The organism is Sphingomonadaceae bacterium OTU29LAMAA1 (genome assembly GCA_024072375.1).
Classification (GTDB): domain Bacteria; phylum Pseudomonadota; class Alphaproteobacteria; order Sphingomonadales; family Sphingomonadaceae; genus Sphingomonas.
Window position 1 is genome coordinate 1,158,071 of sequence record CP099617.1, and the last position, 15,185, is coordinate 1,173,255.

Consider the following 15,185-nt stretch of genomic DNA (forward strand, 5'->3'; position numbering starts at 1 on the left):
GCGCCTATCCCAGCGCACCCGGTCGCCGCATCGCCTCTGCGTACAATGCCTTGTAGCGCGCGATCATCACGCGCTCGTCGAACTCCGCGCGCGCCTTTGCCCGGTTCGCTGCGCCGACCCGCGACCGCAGGTCCGGATCGAGCACCAGCGCCTGCAACGCGTCGCGCAGCAGCACCTCGTCGGCGCCGGTAACGAAAGGGGCGTTTTCCGCCGACACCATTCGCGGCACGTCGCCGACGGGCGTGCTCACCACCGGCAGGCCGGCCGCCATCCCCTCGACCACGCTGATCGGAAATTGCTCGCTCTTCGACGACAGCGCGATGATGTCGAACGCGCCGATGTAGCGATACGGTCGGTCGAGGAAGCCGGCCAGCACCACCTTGTCGGCAATGTCCATCGCCCGCGTCGCTTGCAGGATCTGTTCGCGCTCGGGACCCTCGCCGACGATCACCAGCCTGAACCGCCCCGACACACCGCCGCAGGCGCGGACGAGCAGCGGCAGGTCTTTCACCGCGCGCAGGCCCGCGAGCGCGCCGATCACGACCTCCTTCTCGTTGCGGACGAAGCCCGGGATCGCGCGCGGATCGGGCTTCTGGCCGTAGGCAGCGGTGTCGATGCCGTTGGCGATGCGGTGCACCCGCGCGGGCGGTTGCTTCCAGGTCTTCAGCGCGATCGCCTCCAGCACCTCGGATGGCACCACCAGGGCGTGCGCAGCGCGGAGCGCGATCCGGCGATAGACGTTGCGCTCGATCTTCAGCCCGCCGGCCTCGTCCGCGTTGAAGCCGTCCTCGTGATGGACCAGCGGCGGTGCGCCTTTGGCGAACACCCGCCGCGCCATCACGCCGTCGATCGCGCCCCAATTGTAGGTCAGCACAAGATCGAAGCGCCGCATGTAGCGCGCCAGCGCCTCGTACCGCGCCACCGACGGACGTCCGGTCAGCGACGGGGGGTCCTGCGCGATCTCGTACCGGATGCCCCGGGCGATCGAATCGCGCGCGCCGAGCTGGTCGGGCACGCCGCTGACGATCGTATGCCGTGCGGCGTCGCCGAACGCATTCATCAGCCGCACGGCCCGCGCCTCCTTGCCACCGAGGCTGAAGCTGGAATGGAGGTGGAGGATGTGGATCGGCTGCGGCATGATGCCGCCTTAACCCGCCCGGCCTGCCGGAGGAAGAATGTTGCCACACCGCATCGGCAACCATCGCAGCTCGACCAGCGAACGCCACGCCCATTCCACCGGCGCGATCCGGTAACGCCGCAGCCACGCATTCGCCGCCCATAGCAGCAGCGCGTTCACAGCCAGCGCGAGCGCCATCAGCCACGCCCAGCCGAACGCGCCATACAACCCCAGCCCGAACGGCGAGAATATCAGCCACGACACGATCAGCGTCTGCGCGACGTACAGCGTCAACGCCGTCCGGCCCGCGGCGACGAACGGGCGAAGCCCGCGCGCACCCGCGACGGTCGTCACCGCCAGAGCGATGGCCGCGACATGGCCGCAGGTCATCGCCAGTCGCGCGACATCCTCCCACATCCACGCGATCTGCGCCCGCCCGTCGAAGCGGGTCGCCTCCCAGGCGCCATAGATGCGCAGCGGCAGGCCGATGCCGTATCCTCCCGCAAGCAGCCAGCGATAGCGCCGCCGCGACCAGTCGCCCTGCAAGATCCCCCAGCGGAACAGCGCCGCGCCGACCAGCATCGTCGCGGCGGCTTCCCACACGAACACGATTTCGTCGCTGTCCAGCCGGTCCAGCCCGACGCGGCGCTGCCCTTCGACCCAGGCGCGACGATCGCCGTGACCGAATGCATCCTCCCGCCGTACCGCCGTCGCATCCGCTTCGGCCATCTGCGCCATGACCGGCCGCATCGGCTGCTGCACCGCGACCACGCCGATGACCAGGGTGAACGCCGCATAGGACAGACCGATCGTCAGCAACGCACGTGCCGGCAACGTCCGGAACGCACAGGCCAGCAATGCCGCGACCGCATAGGTGTGCAGGATATCACCGGGCCACAGCAACAGCATCATATGCGCCATCCCGAACACCCAGAGCACGACATTGCGCCAGCCGTAGCGCAGCGACACCGCCGCCGTGCCCGCCGATGCCGACGCGATCCGATCGGTGAGGATCAGCATGCCCGCACCGAACAGCATCTCCAGCAGCGCCCGCGCGGTCCCCTCGACCAGCAGCGTGCGCAGCCACCACGCCATCCTGTCCGCACCGCTCCAGCCGATGTGCCGGATATCGGACCAGTTGGCGGTCATCGACGCGCCCATCTCGCTGACGTTCATCAGCAGGATGCCGAGGATCGCGATGCCGCGCAGGATATCGAGCAACGCAATTCTCGGAGCACCATCCGGCTCTGCGCCGGGAATACTCACGCCCGCGCCTGCTCCAGCAACCGGTCGATCGGGCCGTGCAACGCGGGTTCCGCCAGTGTCGGCGCATGGCCGACGCCCGGCAGCGTCACCAGTTCGGCGCGGTCGAGCGCCGCCAGCATCCGTTCCGCCACCGGCTGTGCCAGCACGTCCGATCGTCCGCCACGCACCAGCAGGACGGGCGTGTCCCGCAACGCCGATAGCGCCGCCCACATATCCGGCCCGGCTTCGTTACCCGGCGTCCGAAACGGCTCGGCGATCTTAAGGTCGTAGTCGAGCACGATGCGTCCGCTGCTGTTCAGCCGATAGACGCGCTTGGCCATCGCCAGCCATTCCTCGATGTGCCAGTCCGGATAGACGTCGCCGTGCGCGTCGGCGAGGCTGCGCGCCGCGTGCATCCATGTCGGGCAGCTGCTGCCCTTGCCGACATAACCCCTGATCCGGCTGATACCCGCCGGGTCGATTTCCGGTCCGACGTCGTTGAGCAACGCCGCGGCGATGCCTGCGCCCGCCCCTGTCGCGGCCTGCGCGAGCAACATCGTCACGATGCCGCCCAGCGACGTCCCGATCGCGACAAGGCGGGTGATGGCCCTTTCGGCGAGCAACGCCTGCACATCGGCGACATAGGTCGCGGGCATGTAGGTCATCGGGTCCTTCGCGTATTCGCTCTTGCCGCGGCCACGAAAATCGACCGCGATCACCTGCCGTCGCCCCGCCAGCCGTGCGGCGAGCGCGTCGTAATCGCGCGCGTTGCGCGTCAGCCCTGGCAGGCACAGGACCGGTGGCAGGGCGACGTCGCCCGGATACAGCCGGTAATGCAGCTTCAGCCCGTCGGCCGACATCCAATAGCAATTCTCGTAAGCGGCCATGAACGATCCTCGGGGTTGCACCCGGCGATGGGCGACCTCCATATCCACACATGCCCACTCACCCGCAAGCATACCGCCCCGAAGCCGCGCTGCTCGACCTCGGCCCCACGATCTGGGACCCGGTGCATGCTGCCGATTTTCCTGAAACGACACTGCGCTTCCGCAACGAAACAGCGGCCGCACAGGTCGGTCTCGACACGCTGGACGATACGGAATGGACGCAAGCCTTCGGCCGCTTCGTACCCCTCCCCGGCACGCTGCCGCAGCCGCTGGCGCTACGCTATCACGGTCACCAGTTCCGCCAGTACAATCCCGACATCGGCGATGGCCGCGGCTTTACCTTCGCCCAGATGCGCGACGATCGTGGCCGGTTGATGGATCTCGGCACGAAGGGATCGGGGCAGACCCCCTATAGCCGCTTCGGCGACGGCAGGCTGACGCTGAAGGGCGGGGTGCGCGAGATCCTCGCGACCGAGATGCTGGAGGCGCTGAACGTTCCCACCAGCCGGACGCTGTCACTGATCGAGACGGGCGAGGAATTGACCCGCGGCGACGAGCCGTCGCCCACCCGGTCGGCGGTGCTGGTCCGGCTCAGCCATGGCCATATCCGCATCGGCACGTTCCAGCGGCTCGCCTATCTTCAGGACGAAGAGGGGATGCGTGCTGCCGTCCGCTATGTCCTCCATCACCTGTACGGCGAGGCATCGGACGACCCGATCCGGCTGCTGGACCATGTCGTCACACGCACCGCGACGCTGGCATCAAGATACATGGCCGCGGGGTTCGTCCACGGCGTTCTCAACAGCGACAATATCAACGTTACCGGCGAAAGCTTCGATTACGGCCCGTGGCGCTTCGCCCCGACCTGGGACCCCGCCTTTACCGCCGCCTATTTCGATCACGCCGGCCTCTACGCGTTCGGCCGCCAGCCCGAAGCGATCCATTGGGACGTGATGCAACTGGCGGCGTCGCTGCGCCTGATCGTCGACAGCGACCCGCTGATAGCGCTGCTCGAACAATTCGGGCCGCGCTATCAGCCGCGGATCACCGAATCGCTGCTCTGGCGGCTGGGCCTGCTTTCGCGGACCCCGGAAGAGGACCGGGCGCTGGTGCAGGCGATGGAACGCGGGTTGCGTACGACTGCAACGCCGATGGACCGGTTCTTCTTCGATGTGTTCGGCGGCGACCTTCCGGCCGGATATGGCGCGGAATGGGATGCCTTCCGCACCGCCGTCGCCCGCTACTCCCCCCGCAAGGACCGCAGCCATCCCTATTGGCGGGGCGAACCATGCAGCATGCTGATCGACGAGGTCGAGGCGATCTGGGCGCCGATCGCCGGGGCGGACGACTGGTCGCGGCTACACGCCAAGGTCGCGGCGATCCGGCAGATGGGGGATGCTCTCTCGTAGGATGTGCCTTCGTTCCCCCGTCTTGCCGCCAAGACACCATTCCCCTAACCCTCGCGCGCAGAGCTCAAAGGGCACGCATGGCTGACGTGATCATCTCGTACGAACCCGCGACCGGCGCGGAACTGTGGCAAGGGGCGATCGGCGATGCCGATGCCGAGGTATCGGCCGCGCGTGCCGGCTGGTCGGCCTGGGCCGCACTGCCGCTGACCGTCCGTATCGAAACCATGCGCCGCTTCGGCAACGTCGTCCGCCAGCGCCACGAACAATTCGCCGATCTGCTCGCTCGCGAAACCGGCAAGCCGCTGTGGGAAGCCCGGACCGAGGTCGATACGGTCATCGCCAAGGTCGATATCTCGGTCACCGCCTATGCCGAACGCACCGCCCAGCGTCGGCTCGATGCGCCGATGGGCAGCCGCATGGCGCTGCGCCACAAGCCGCATGGCGTGCTGGCGGTGCTCGGGCCGTATAACTTCCCGGCGCATCTGCCCAACGGCCACATCGTCCCCGCCCTGCTCGCCGGCAATGCAGTGGTGTTCAAGCCATCGGAAAAGACGCCCGCGACCGGTGCGTTCCTGGTCGACTGCTATCGCGCGGCCGGCGTTCCCGATGCGAACATCCGCCTGCTGATCGGCGGCCCGGCAGAGGGCAAGGCGCTCGCCGAACACCCGGAGATCGACGGCCTGCTGTTCACCGGATCGGCACGCACCGGTCTCGCGCTCAACCGCGCCTTCGCCGGCAAGCCCGAAAAGATCCTGGCGCTGGAGATGGGTGGCAACAACCCGATCATCGTCTGGGACACGCCCGACCTGCATTCGGCCGCGGTGCTGGTCATCCAGTCCGCCTTCACCACCGCCGGGCAGCGCTGCACCGCCGCCCGCCGCCTGATCGTCGAGGACCGGCTGTACGATCCGCTGGTCGAGACGATCAACACGATGGTCGGCCGCCTGATCGTCGGCGCTCCCCATGACGATCCGCAACCGTTCATGGGCCCGGTGATCGACAATCAGGTCGCCGATCAGCTGACCGAAAGCTTCCTCGCGCTGTTGATGCGCGGCGGCCGCCCGATCCGCCACCTCGAACGGGTGCAGGACGACCGGCCGTTCCTCGTCCCCGCGATCATCGACATGACCAACGCCACAGAGCGACCGGACATCGAGCTGTTCGGCCCGATCCTGCAGGTGTATCGCGAACAGGATTTCGACGCGGCGATCGCCACCGCCAACGACACCCGCTACGGCCTGTCCGCCGCACTCGTCAGCCAGACGCCGGCGCTCTACGATCGCTTCTGGTCCGGTATCCGCGCCGGCATCGTCAACTGGAACCGGCCGACCAACGGCGCGTCGTCCTCCGCACCGTTCGGCGGTGTCGGCTGGAGCGGCAACCATCGCCCCAGCGCCTATTACGCCGCCGATTATTGCGCCTATCCGGTGGTCAGCAACGAAGCCGAGGCGGCACGGGCGAATATCGGCATCGGCCTGCGCGACGCCTGATCGCCGCGCTTGCCGGTCGGGCTATTCGGCCAGCGCCATCGCGGCGGCGGCGAGCGCTGCCGCTGCCGCCAGTTGCTCCCATCCCGATGACGGCTGCGGCCCCGGCCGTCGTCGCGGTTCCCCCGGTTGCGCCACCCAGCTGCGGATCGCCGCCAGTCCGGCCGATGCCTCCGCACCTTCCCACCAGCGCCGCAGCAACGTCGCCAGCGAACGACGACGCACCAGCAGGCAATCGACCAGCACCGGACCCGCCACCGCGCCCAGATCCTGCTTGTAGCCGCTGTCGCCGGCACCGAGGTCGACCGTGTCGATCCCCTCGGCCCGCGCCCGGCGCAACTGGTGTGCGGTCACGATCCGCCCGACGCGCCAGGCGGCGAACGCCTCGTCATAGCTGCTGGCGATCGCATATTGCCGCGATCCTGCGGCCAGGTCGAAGCTGAACGCCACCGCGACGCCATCCACCGACAGGATGGTCGCGCTCAGCGCCTCCGCCAGCACCGGATCGGCCAGCACGCGCAGCCAGCGGTCGCGTCGTGCCGCATCGATGAACTTGGCTCCGCTGCCGTCCGTCCGCCGCGCGATCCAGCTCGCCGACTCGATCCGGCCGAGCGCTTCCAGCACCGCCGGCGTCCAATCCGGGCCGCGTATCGTCGCGACCGCGACGGCACCTTGCGATGCCAGCTTGCGCTCATAGGCCGCCGTGCGTTTCGACCCCTTCGGATCGCCCGCGCAGAGGTCGAGGATGAAGGCGCGGCCGACGCTGCGCTTCATCACCGACCAGCCGGCACGCAACGCGCCGGTTTCCACCACCGCCATGGTGGCGTCGTCATAGGCGGGGCCGATCCGCAACACTGACGGCAAGGCGCGCGTCAGTCCCCGGCTGGCGAATAAGTCGGACAGCGCGACCGGACAGGCGTCGTCCGCCACCGCCATCCCGCGGAACGGCCAATAGCATCCGGGCACCGCGCGCGCGCCGATCACCGCCGGCCCGACCGGTACGAACGGCAAGGCCGCGATGGGGACGCCGGATCGGTCGCGCAGCAACGCGGTGCTCAACCGCGCGCCGGCAAATCCCGCGAACCATCCTGCCCGCAGGAACCGCCGGTCTGCCGCCGCGGCGTCCGACACCAGATCGAGCGACGCCGGCACCCCGTCGTACAGCTGCACGGGATGCACGTCATGCCTGTCTCGGATACCGGTTCGCGTCACGTCATTCCCTTGCCCGGATCGGACCTACCGCCGAAACGTGACCAGAGGGTAACCGCGGCAAAAGCTCGCCTAAGCCGCGCCAAAGCAACGCTGGCTTGTTCGATGCGGCCATGGGGGCCATCTCCGCATCATGGCCACGCTTCTCGATCCGAACGCCCGCGGGCGCGTCATCCTGGTGGGTGCAGGTCCCGGCGATCCGGGCCTGCTGACCGTCCGCGCCGTCGCCGCGCTGAAGAGCGCCGACGTCGTCGTCCACGACGGACTGATCGATCCCCGCGTGCTCGATATCGCGCCGCCCTCGGCACAGCGCATCTCGGTGGCCAAGCAGCGCGCCCGGCACACGCTGCCGCAGGAGGCGATCAACGCGCTGATCGTCGCGCATGTGAAGACCGGCGCGATCGTCGTCCGGCTGAAGGGCGGCGATCCGTTCATCTTCGGCCGCGGCGGTGAGGAGGTCGAGTCGGTGCGCGCCGCCGGTCTGCCGGTCGAGGTCATTCCCGGCGTGTCGGCTGCACTGGGCTGCGCGGCGGAGGCGATGCTGCCGCTGACGCATCGCGACCATTCGAGTGCGGTGAGCTTCGTCGCCGGCCAGTGCAAGGGTTTGAGCGAACAGGACTGGTCCGGCCTCGCCGGACAGGGTCGGACATTGGTGATCTACATGGGCGTCGCCACGGCGAGCGACATCGCCGACAAGCTGATGGCGGACGGCGTCGCGCCCGACATGCCGGTCGCAGTGCTGGAACGCGGTACGCTGGCAGGATCGCGGGCGTTGCGCACCCTGCTCGCGGATCTCGGCCCGATGGTGACGCGGGAGGCGGTGCAGAGCCCGGCGATCATCGTCGTCGGCGAGGTCGTCGAACTGTCCGATGCGCAGGACAAGCTCGCGCGCTGGGCGCGGATCGCGGAGGAGACTGCGGCATGAGGCTGCTGACGGGCAATGACCTGCCGACCGGCGACGTCGTCTGGTGGACCGGATCCGGCTGGTCGCGCCATGTCGAGGATGCCGTCGACGTCGGCACCGAAGGCGAAAGCATCCTCCAGGCGGAGGAAGGCGCGCGCCGCGTCAACGTGCCGTATCTGATCGATGCGGTGGCGACGGCGGATGGCCCCCGGCCCGCGCACATCAAGGATCGTATCCGCGCGCTCGGTCCGACCGTGCGACCCGATCTGACGCTGAAGCCGGCGGACCCCGGTGCGGGAAGCTGGGTCATATGATCCACGCGAAGGCACTAAGGCGCGAAGAGAAGAAGACCCTTTCGTCCGTCATCCCGGCGAATGCCGGGACTCATGGTTTCAATCGGCTCGTCGCAGCGCGGACCAGCAGCCACTTGCGTCCATGGGTCCCGGCGTTCGCGGAGATGACGGATTGGGGTGAACGAAGCGCACGGTCTCCTTACTCTCCGCGTCCTCCGCGCCTCTGCGCGAACACCGCTGCCATATTCTCCTTCCCGTCTTTGCGCCTTTGCGTGAACCACATCGCCTTCGCCAGACACGAAGGCCGGAAAGCCGATCATGTATAAATACGACCAATACGACCAGGCCATCGTCGACGCCCGCGTCGATGAATTCCGCGATCAGGTCGAACGCCGCCTGTCGGGGCAGCTGACCGAGGATCAGTTCAAGCCGCTCCGGCTGATGAACGGGCTGTATCTTCAGCTGCACGCCTACATGCTGCGCGTCGCCATCCCCTATGGCACGCTCGACAGCCGCCAGATGCGGATGCTCGGCAGCATCGCGCGCGATTACGACCGTGGCTACGGCCATTTCACGACGCGTCAGAATCTCCAGTTCAACTGGATCAAGCTCGCCGACACGCCCGACATTCTCGCCAAGCTGGCGACGGTCGAAATGCATGCGATCCAGACCAGCGGCAATTGCATCCGCAACATCAGCGCCGATCAATATGCGGGCGCCGCCGCGGACGAGGTCGCCGATCCACGCCCTTGGGCCGAGCTGCTGCGCCAGTGGAGCACCTTCCACCCCGAATTCAGCTATCTGCCACGCAAGTTCAAGATCGCGGTGATCGCCGCGGACGAGGATCGCGCAGCGATGCGGCTGCACGATATCGGCATTCAGCTGGTGACACGCGACGGCGAACTGGGTGGCAGGATCTACGTCGGCGGCGGCATGGGCCGGACGCCGATGATCAGCCACCTGATCCGCGACTTCGTCACCGCCGACGACCTGATGAGCTATCTCGAGGCGTGTCTGCGGGTCTACAATCGCTACGGTCGCCGCGACAACATCTACAAGGCGCGGATCAAGATCCTGCTGCACGAGATCGGCCCGGACGAATACCGCCGCCAGGTCGAGGAGGAGTTCGCCGCGGTGAAGCTGCTCGGCCTCGATCCGCCTCGCGCGGAACTGGCGCGGATCACCGCGATGTTCGCGCCGCCGGCATTCGACGCGTATGCGCCTACCGATATCGACCGCAGCGATCCCGACTTCGCCGTCTGGCTCGACCAGAACGTCGTCGCGCACAAACAGCCGGGCTATGCCATCGTCAACGTCAGTCTGAAGCCGGCTGGCGGTATTCCCGGCGACGCATCGGCGGACCAGATCGATCTGCTCGCCGATCTCGGCCAGCGCTTTTCGTTCGACGAACTGCGGGTCACCCATGCCCAGAACATCGTCCTGCCGCATGTCGCGATCCGCGATCTGAAAGCGGTCTGGAATGCGCTGACCAAAGCCGGGCTGGCCGAAGCGAACCTCGACCTCATCACCGATATCATCGCCTGCCCCGGCCTCGATTATTGCAGCCTCGCCAACGCCCGCTCGATCCCGCTGGCGCAGAAGATCGCCGCACGGTTCGCCGACCGCGACCGCCAGCGCGATCTGGGCGAATTGAAGCTCAAGATCAGCGGCTGCATCAACGCCTGCGGCCATCATCACGCTGGCCACATCGGCATCCTCGGCGTCGACAAGAAAGGCACCGAAAACTACCAGCTGTCGCTTGGCGGTTCGGGCGCGGAAGACGTCAGCCTCGCCAAGATCACCGGCCCCGGTTTTTCCGAAGACGGTGTCGTCGACGCGATCGAGCGCGTGACCGAGAAATACGTCGCGGTGCGCGACGATGGCGAACGCTTTCTCGACACCTATCGCCGCGTCGGCTTCGAACCGTTCAAGGAGGCGATCTATGGTTGATGCCCTGCTTCGCTTCCGCGACGACGAACCGCATGACGAGCCCGCCGTGACGCTCGACGCCTTTCTGGGCCAGAGCAACGCCACCGCCGTCCGGCTCGAGGCGGGGGAGGATGCGCGTGCGCTGCTGCCGCAACTCGGCCAGCTGGCATTGGTAGAGGTCAGCTTCCCCACTTTCCGCGACGGTCGCGGGTACAGCGCCGCGCGCGTGCTGCGCGAGGCGGGCTATACCGGCGAACTGCGTGCGGCGGGCGACGTGCTGGTCGATCAATTGCCGCTGATGCGCCGTTGCGGGTTCGACAGCTTCTCGCCGCAAGCGCCGATCGACGGCGACGCACTGCAACGCAGCCTCGACCGTTACGACTATCGCTATCAAGCCGCCGCCGATCCGGCCGTGCCGGTATGGAAACTACGCCATGGGTGAACCCGCCCGCCAGCTCGACACCATCGACGTCGCCCCGCCCTTTACCACCCGTGATGCCGCGGCGATGCAGATCCGCTTCGGCGGGGTTGCGGCGCAGGACATGCTGCACGAGCTGCTGACCGGCGAGCTTGCCGGCCGGATCGCCTCGGTATCGTCCTATGGCGCCGAATCGGCGGTGCTGCTGCACATGGTGGCGCAGATCGACAAGGATGTGCCGGTCGTCTTCACCAACACCCAGAAGATGTTCGGCGAAACCCTCGCCTATCGCGATGAACTGTCGGAGCGACTGGGCCTGACCGATCTGCGCGTTTTTCGTCCCGATCCGCGTATGCTGGCGCTGAAGGATGCGACCGGTATGCGCTGGTCCTACGATCCCGACGGTTGCTGCGAGATTCGCAAGGTCGAACCGCTGCGCCGGGCGCTCGCACCGTTCGACGCGTGGATTTCGGGTCGCAAGGGCTTTCAGGCCGGTACCCGCACCGCCCTGCCGCGATTCGAGGAGGACGAGGGGCGGCTGAAGATCAATCCGCTGGCGGATTGGAACAAGGCGCAGCTCGACGGCTATTTCGAGGAACACGACCTGCCCCGTCACCCGCTGGAGGCGCAGGGGTATCTGTCGATCGGCTGCGCACCCTGCACCAGCAAGGTGAAGCCCGGCGAAGACCCCCGTGCCGGACGCTGGCGTGGCTGGGACAAGGTCGAATGCGGCATCCACGTCTCTCCGCTGCCGACGGAAGACCCGATCTTCTGACGTCCACCGGGCCGCATCGACGGATGCCCCGTCGATAGACTATACCCGCGTTCCGAAGGCAGCGGAGCGGGCGACATGACACGACGCGGCAGATATGGATTGGCGGGCGTATCGGCGATCGCGCTCGCCGCCGGTGGCGCGACACTGTACGCGCTCCCGCTGGCCGCCGACCCCCAGGGGGCAAAGGATTGTGCGGACGTCCTGCCCAGCCTGCCCGGACAACGCGCCGCGCCGGCGACCGTGGCCGAACCACGCTGGTCGCAACGCGGCGGCACCGTCAACGACGCGAGCTGCCTCAGCCGGACGGCGGTGGCGGGTGTCGTCCGCCCGCGGACGGACGCCGATGTCGCGACCGCGCTCGCCTACGCCCGCGCACACGACCTGTCGGTGTCAGCCGCCGGCGTGAAGCATTCGATGGGCGGGCAGGCGTTCCGCAAGGGCGGCGTGGTCCTCGACATGCGCGGCATGCGTGCGATCCGGCTGGACGAGGCGGCGCGGACGGTCACCGTCGGCGCCGGGGCGACGTGGCACGACATCCAGCTGGCGGTGCATCCCGGGTTCGCGGTGAAGGCGATGCAATCGACCGACATCTTCTCGGTCGGCGGATCGATCTCGGTCAACGCACACGGAATGGATCACCAGGCCGGCGCCGTGATGGGATCATTGCGCAGCATCCGCCTGATGCTGGCCGACGGGCGGATCGTCACCGCCTCGCGGGACGAGAACAGCGTCCTGTTCCGCCACGTCGTCGGCGGCTACGGCCTGTTCGGCGTGATTCTGTCCGCGACGCTGGATGTCGTGCCGAACGACATCTACCGCTCGGAACGCGCGTTGATCGACTATCGCGAGTTCCCGGCGACGTTCGCCCGCATCGCCGCCGATCCGTCCGTCGGCCTCAGCTACGTCCATCTGTCGACCGCGCCGGGCAGCCTGTTGCAGGAGGCACTGGTCTACCAATACCGCCGCTTCCCCGAAGATCAGGCGCTGCTCCGCACGCCGCTGGCAGAGGTCGCATCGACCAAGGTGCGGCGCCTGACCGTCAATCTCGCCAAGAAGAACGACCTGTTCAAATCGTGGAAATGGTGGAGCGAGAAGAACCTCGAACACCGCCTCGAATCCTGCACCGTGACGCGGGCACAGGCGCAGGGATCGGGCGAGGCCTGCCTCGTCGCGCGTAACGATCCGATGCACGATTCCGTCGCGTACCTGTTCAACAACCTCCCCGGCGAAACCGACATCCTGCACGAATATTTCGTGCCGCGTGCCAATATCGTACCGTTCATCGACGGCATGCGGACGATCTTTCAGGACGAGAAGGCCAATCTGGTCAACGCGTCGATCCGCGCGGTCGGCGTCGAGGACAACGCCCTGTCCTACGCCCCCGCCCCCGCCTTTTCCGTCGTCCTCTATCTCAACCAACCGACCACCGACGATGGCAATGCGCGGATGCGCAAGCTGACCGGCGACCTCATTGACCTGACGCTGGCGCATGGCGGGCGGTTCTTCCTGCCGTACCAGCTGCATTATTCGCCCGAACAGCTGGCGCGATCCTATCCCGACATCGGCGAGTTCTTCGCCGCCAAGCGTCAGTGGGACCCGACCGGCACCTTCAGCAACACGTGGTACGCTCGCTATGCCCCCTATTTCGCGAAGCAACCGGCGGCGATGCGCCCCTCGATCACCAGCGGCGCTCCGGCGGTATAAAGCGCCCTCATGAAGCCCGGACGTGGCCCGGCGCGCGCGAGGGTCGCGCCGCGGCGCACCTCCACCACGACACCCCCAGCGGCGGCGATCGCCCGTACCGCAGACGCGCCGTCGCCGATCACCGCGACCTGACGCCCCGCCGGCCCGACGAACGGCATCGCCACCAGTATCGCGGTCCACAGCCCCAGTACGAGCGCGACCAGCGCTACTGCCCGGAGGATCCGCTCAATAATCGTAGACATGCTCGACGACGCCGCCGGTCCGCCGCGTATCGCGCAGCAACGCGGGCACCTCCGGCACCGCAACGGCGACGCCGATCCGTTGCCAGCCGTCGCGATCCGCGGGCATCGCGAATATCGCAGGAGCATGCGCCGCACCATCGGGCAGCAGCAGCGTCGCGAATATCGTCCGGTTGCCCGCAATCTCGACCAGCGGCACATTCGCCACCGCCAGCTTCCCAAGCAGCGCGTTGAATTGCTGGTAACGCGGCGCCTCCACCACCAGTCCGCCGCCAGCGAGAGCACGTACCGGCTTCAGACGCGGATCGATCGCCCGGATCGTCGCCGCATCCGCCGTGGTCACGAACCGCAACGTCGTATCGTCGCGTCCGACCGTCGCCCCCGTGGCGGCGTCGATGGCCTTCGCATAGCCCGCCTTGGCCGCATATTCGGCGGTCAGCGCAGCCCGCCTTTCCCAATGCCGCGCGATCCGATCCGGCTCGCGCGTCCGCCAGAGCCCGCGCAGGGCATCGCCGAACGGAAAGCGATACCACGGCGTTTCGTGCAGGAAGGCGCCATAGCGGACCTGCACCTGCGCCGCATGACGATCGTCGGCGCTCCGCCACCCGCTCGCCCATTCGAAGACGCGGCCGATCGTGCGTTCATAGGCCGCCTTGACCGCCAGTTCGACGGTATAGCTGATGCCGATCGTATAGATCGTGACCTTCGCATCGCCGGCGGCCTCGCTGCCCCGCGTCGCGCGATTGACCGCGCAATAGGACGTCCAGAAGCTGCCGATCCATCGACCATAGGCAAAGCCGCTCGGCGGCGCTCCGCCGGCGAGATACCGGCCGAACGCATCCGCCTCATAGACGATATGCCATTCGGGATAGGTCAGGAACGTGCGCGGTCCGGGCCGCCGCTCGGCGGCTGACAGCGGGGAACCGCCGTTAAACGGTTTCGGCAGCACATCCGGCGCGAGCGGCGATCGACACCCCAGTTCGATATAGGCCAGCGGCGTCAACACCAGCGCCGCCGCCACGCCGCCGATCGCCGCGGCGATACGCCAGCGCCGCTTCACGCCGGCACGGGATCGCGGCCCGGCGGCCGTGCGGCAAGCCGATAGCCCACCCAGGTCGCCAGTCCGCCGATCAGCAGATGCGGCAGGTTCGCGAAGACATGGGCGTAAAGCGACTGCCGGATCGGTCCGTACAGGAAGATGCCGCCATCCAGATAGCCGCTCCCCAGAAACAATCCCATCACCCCGTCGGCGAAATACAGTGGCCCGAATAGACGAAAGTACGTCCGCGAAGCGCCATACGACCACCAGGCGGCGACGCCGGCCCATACGCCGGAAAAGAAATGGAGGCTGTCGTCGTACAGATCGAGCTTGAACAGGCCGAACAGATTGCCGTCCGCGTCATGGAAGCCGGGAACATAGCCGATCGCGACGACCGCCATGAACCCGGCGAAATAGAACCATCCGAACCGCCGAACCCTGTCCATCGCGCTCTCCCGTCGTCAGCCCAGTCCCGGGCAGGGTGCCAGCCGCAACGCGGCAACGCAATCGCCCCGCGTCAAGTCGCCCCG

15 protein-coding genes are annotated in these 15,185 nt (G+C 67.6%); 8 read left to right on the forward strand and 7 right to left on the reverse strand.

Features of this window, described 5'->3' with window-relative positions:
• Positions 1–4 precede the first annotated feature (4 nt).
• From NF699_05890 to NF699_05900, 3 genes are read right to left on the reverse strand one after another with little or no spacing between them, the layout of a single operon-like run.
• The gene (locus tag NF699_05890; protein USU06200.1) at positions 5–1,138 is read right to left on the reverse strand and encodes a glycosyltransferase family 4 protein; all 1,134 of its coding nucleotides are present in this window, start codon (positions 1,136–1,138) and stop codon (positions 5–7) included.
• Between the two features lie 9 nt (positions 1,139–1,147).
• Positions 1,148–2,383, reverse strand: coding sequence for a DUF418 domain-containing protein (locus tag NF699_05895; GenBank protein ID USU06201.1), 1,236 nt, complete (start codon positions 2,381–2,383; stop codon positions 1,148–1,150).
• The gene (locus NF699_05900; GenBank protein USU06202.1) at positions 2,380–3,249 is read right to left on the reverse strand and encodes an alpha/beta hydrolase; all 870 of its coding nucleotides are present in this window, start codon (positions 3,247–3,249) and stop codon (positions 2,380–2,382) included. Before NF699_05900 ends, NF699_05895 begins: the two co-directional genes overlap by 4 nt.
• A 50-nt stretch (positions 3,250–3,299) precedes the next feature.
• Here NF699_05900 and NF699_05905 point away from each other — a divergent pair, with 50 nt between their 5' ends.
• Complete coding sequence (locus tag NF699_05905; GenBank protein ID USU06203.1) at positions 3,300–4,658, forward strand: YdiU family protein; 1,359 nt, start codon at positions 3,300–3,302, stop codon at positions 4,656–4,658.
• Between the two features lie 77 nt (positions 4,659–4,735).
• A complete protein-coding gene (astD, locus tag NF699_05910) occupies positions 4,736–6,148 on the forward strand; it encodes a succinylglutamate-semialdehyde dehydrogenase (GenBank protein ID USU06204.1) in 1,413 nt (470 codons plus the stop codon).
• Between the two features lie 21 nt (positions 6,149–6,169).
• Here the strand turns inward: astD and NF699_05915 are convergent, their stop codons facing one another.
• Positions 6,170–7,324 (reverse strand): GNAT family N-acetyltransferase, encoded by a 1,155-nt coding sequence (locus tag NF699_05915; protein USU06205.1) that lies wholly within the window; start codon positions 7,322–7,324, stop codon positions 6,170–6,172.
• A 163-nt stretch (positions 7,325–7,487) separates the two neighbouring features.
• Here NF699_05915 and cobA point away from each other — a divergent pair, with 163 nt between their 5' ends.
• The 6 genes from cobA (at position 7,488) to NF699_05945 (ending at position 13,377) form a co-directional block, all read left to right on the forward strand.
• Positions 7,488–8,279: a uroporphyrinogen-III C-methyltransferase gene (gene cobA / locus NF699_05920; GenBank protein ID USU06206.1), complete on the forward strand. Its 792-nt coding sequence runs from the start codon at positions 7,488–7,490 to the stop codon at positions 8,277–8,279.
• Positions 8,276–8,572 carry a DUF2849 domain-containing protein gene (locus tag NF699_05925; protein ID USU06207.1) on the forward strand — a complete coding sequence of 99 codons (297 nt, stop codon included), beginning with the start codon at positions 8,276–8,278 and terminating at the stop codon, positions 8,570–8,572. The genes cobA and NF699_05925 overlap by 4 nt, the downstream gene beginning before the upstream one ends.
• Positions 8,573–8,869: 297 nt before the next feature.
• On the forward strand, positions 8,870–10,501 hold the full coding sequence (locus NF699_05930; protein USU06208.1) for a nitrite/sulfite reductase: 1,632 nt from the start codon (positions 8,870–8,872) through the stop codon (positions 10,499–10,501).
• Positions 10,494–10,922: a DUF934 domain-containing protein gene (locus NF699_05935; GenBank protein ID USU06209.1), complete on the forward strand. Its 429-nt coding sequence runs from the start codon at positions 10,494–10,496 to the stop codon at positions 10,920–10,922. Before NF699_05930 ends, NF699_05935 begins: the two co-directional genes overlap by 8 nt.
• Positions 10,915–11,673, forward strand: a complete 759-nt coding sequence (locus NF699_05940) for a phosphoadenylyl-sulfate reductase (protein USU06210.1) — start codon at positions 10,915–10,917, stop codon at positions 11,671–11,673. The genes NF699_05935 and NF699_05940 overlap by 8 nt, the downstream gene beginning before the upstream one ends.
• A 75-nt stretch (positions 11,674–11,748) precedes the next feature.
• Complete coding sequence (locus NF699_05945) at positions 11,749–13,377, forward strand: FAD-binding oxidoreductase (GenBank protein USU06211.1); 1,629 nt, start codon at positions 11,749–11,751, stop codon at positions 13,375–13,377.
• Here NF699_05945 and NF699_05950 read toward each other — a convergent pair.
• Genes NF699_05950 through NF699_05960 form a run of 3 tightly spaced genes read right to left on the reverse strand, consistent with a single transcriptional unit; the run spans position 13,314 to position 15,101 of the window.
• Positions 13,314–13,619: a hypothetical protein gene (locus tag NF699_05950; GenBank protein ID USU06212.1), complete on the reverse strand. Its 306-nt coding sequence runs from the start codon at positions 13,617–13,619 to the stop codon at positions 13,314–13,316. The two genes, NF699_05945 and NF699_05950, sit on opposite strands and share 64 nt — an antisense overlap.
• Entirely contained in the window at positions 13,603–14,676 is a 1,074-nt protein-coding gene (locus tag NF699_05955; GenBank protein USU06213.1) for a hypothetical protein, read from the reverse strand. The genes NF699_05950 and NF699_05955 overlap by 17 nt, the downstream gene beginning before the upstream one ends.
• Positions 14,673–15,101 carry a DUF4383 domain-containing protein gene (locus NF699_05960; GenBank protein ID USU06214.1) on the reverse strand — a complete coding sequence of 143 codons (429 nt, stop codon included), beginning with the start codon at positions 15,099–15,101 and terminating at the stop codon, positions 14,673–14,675. The genes NF699_05955 and NF699_05960 overlap by 4 nt, the downstream gene beginning before the upstream one ends.
• Positions 15,102–15,185 lie beyond the last annotated feature (84 nt).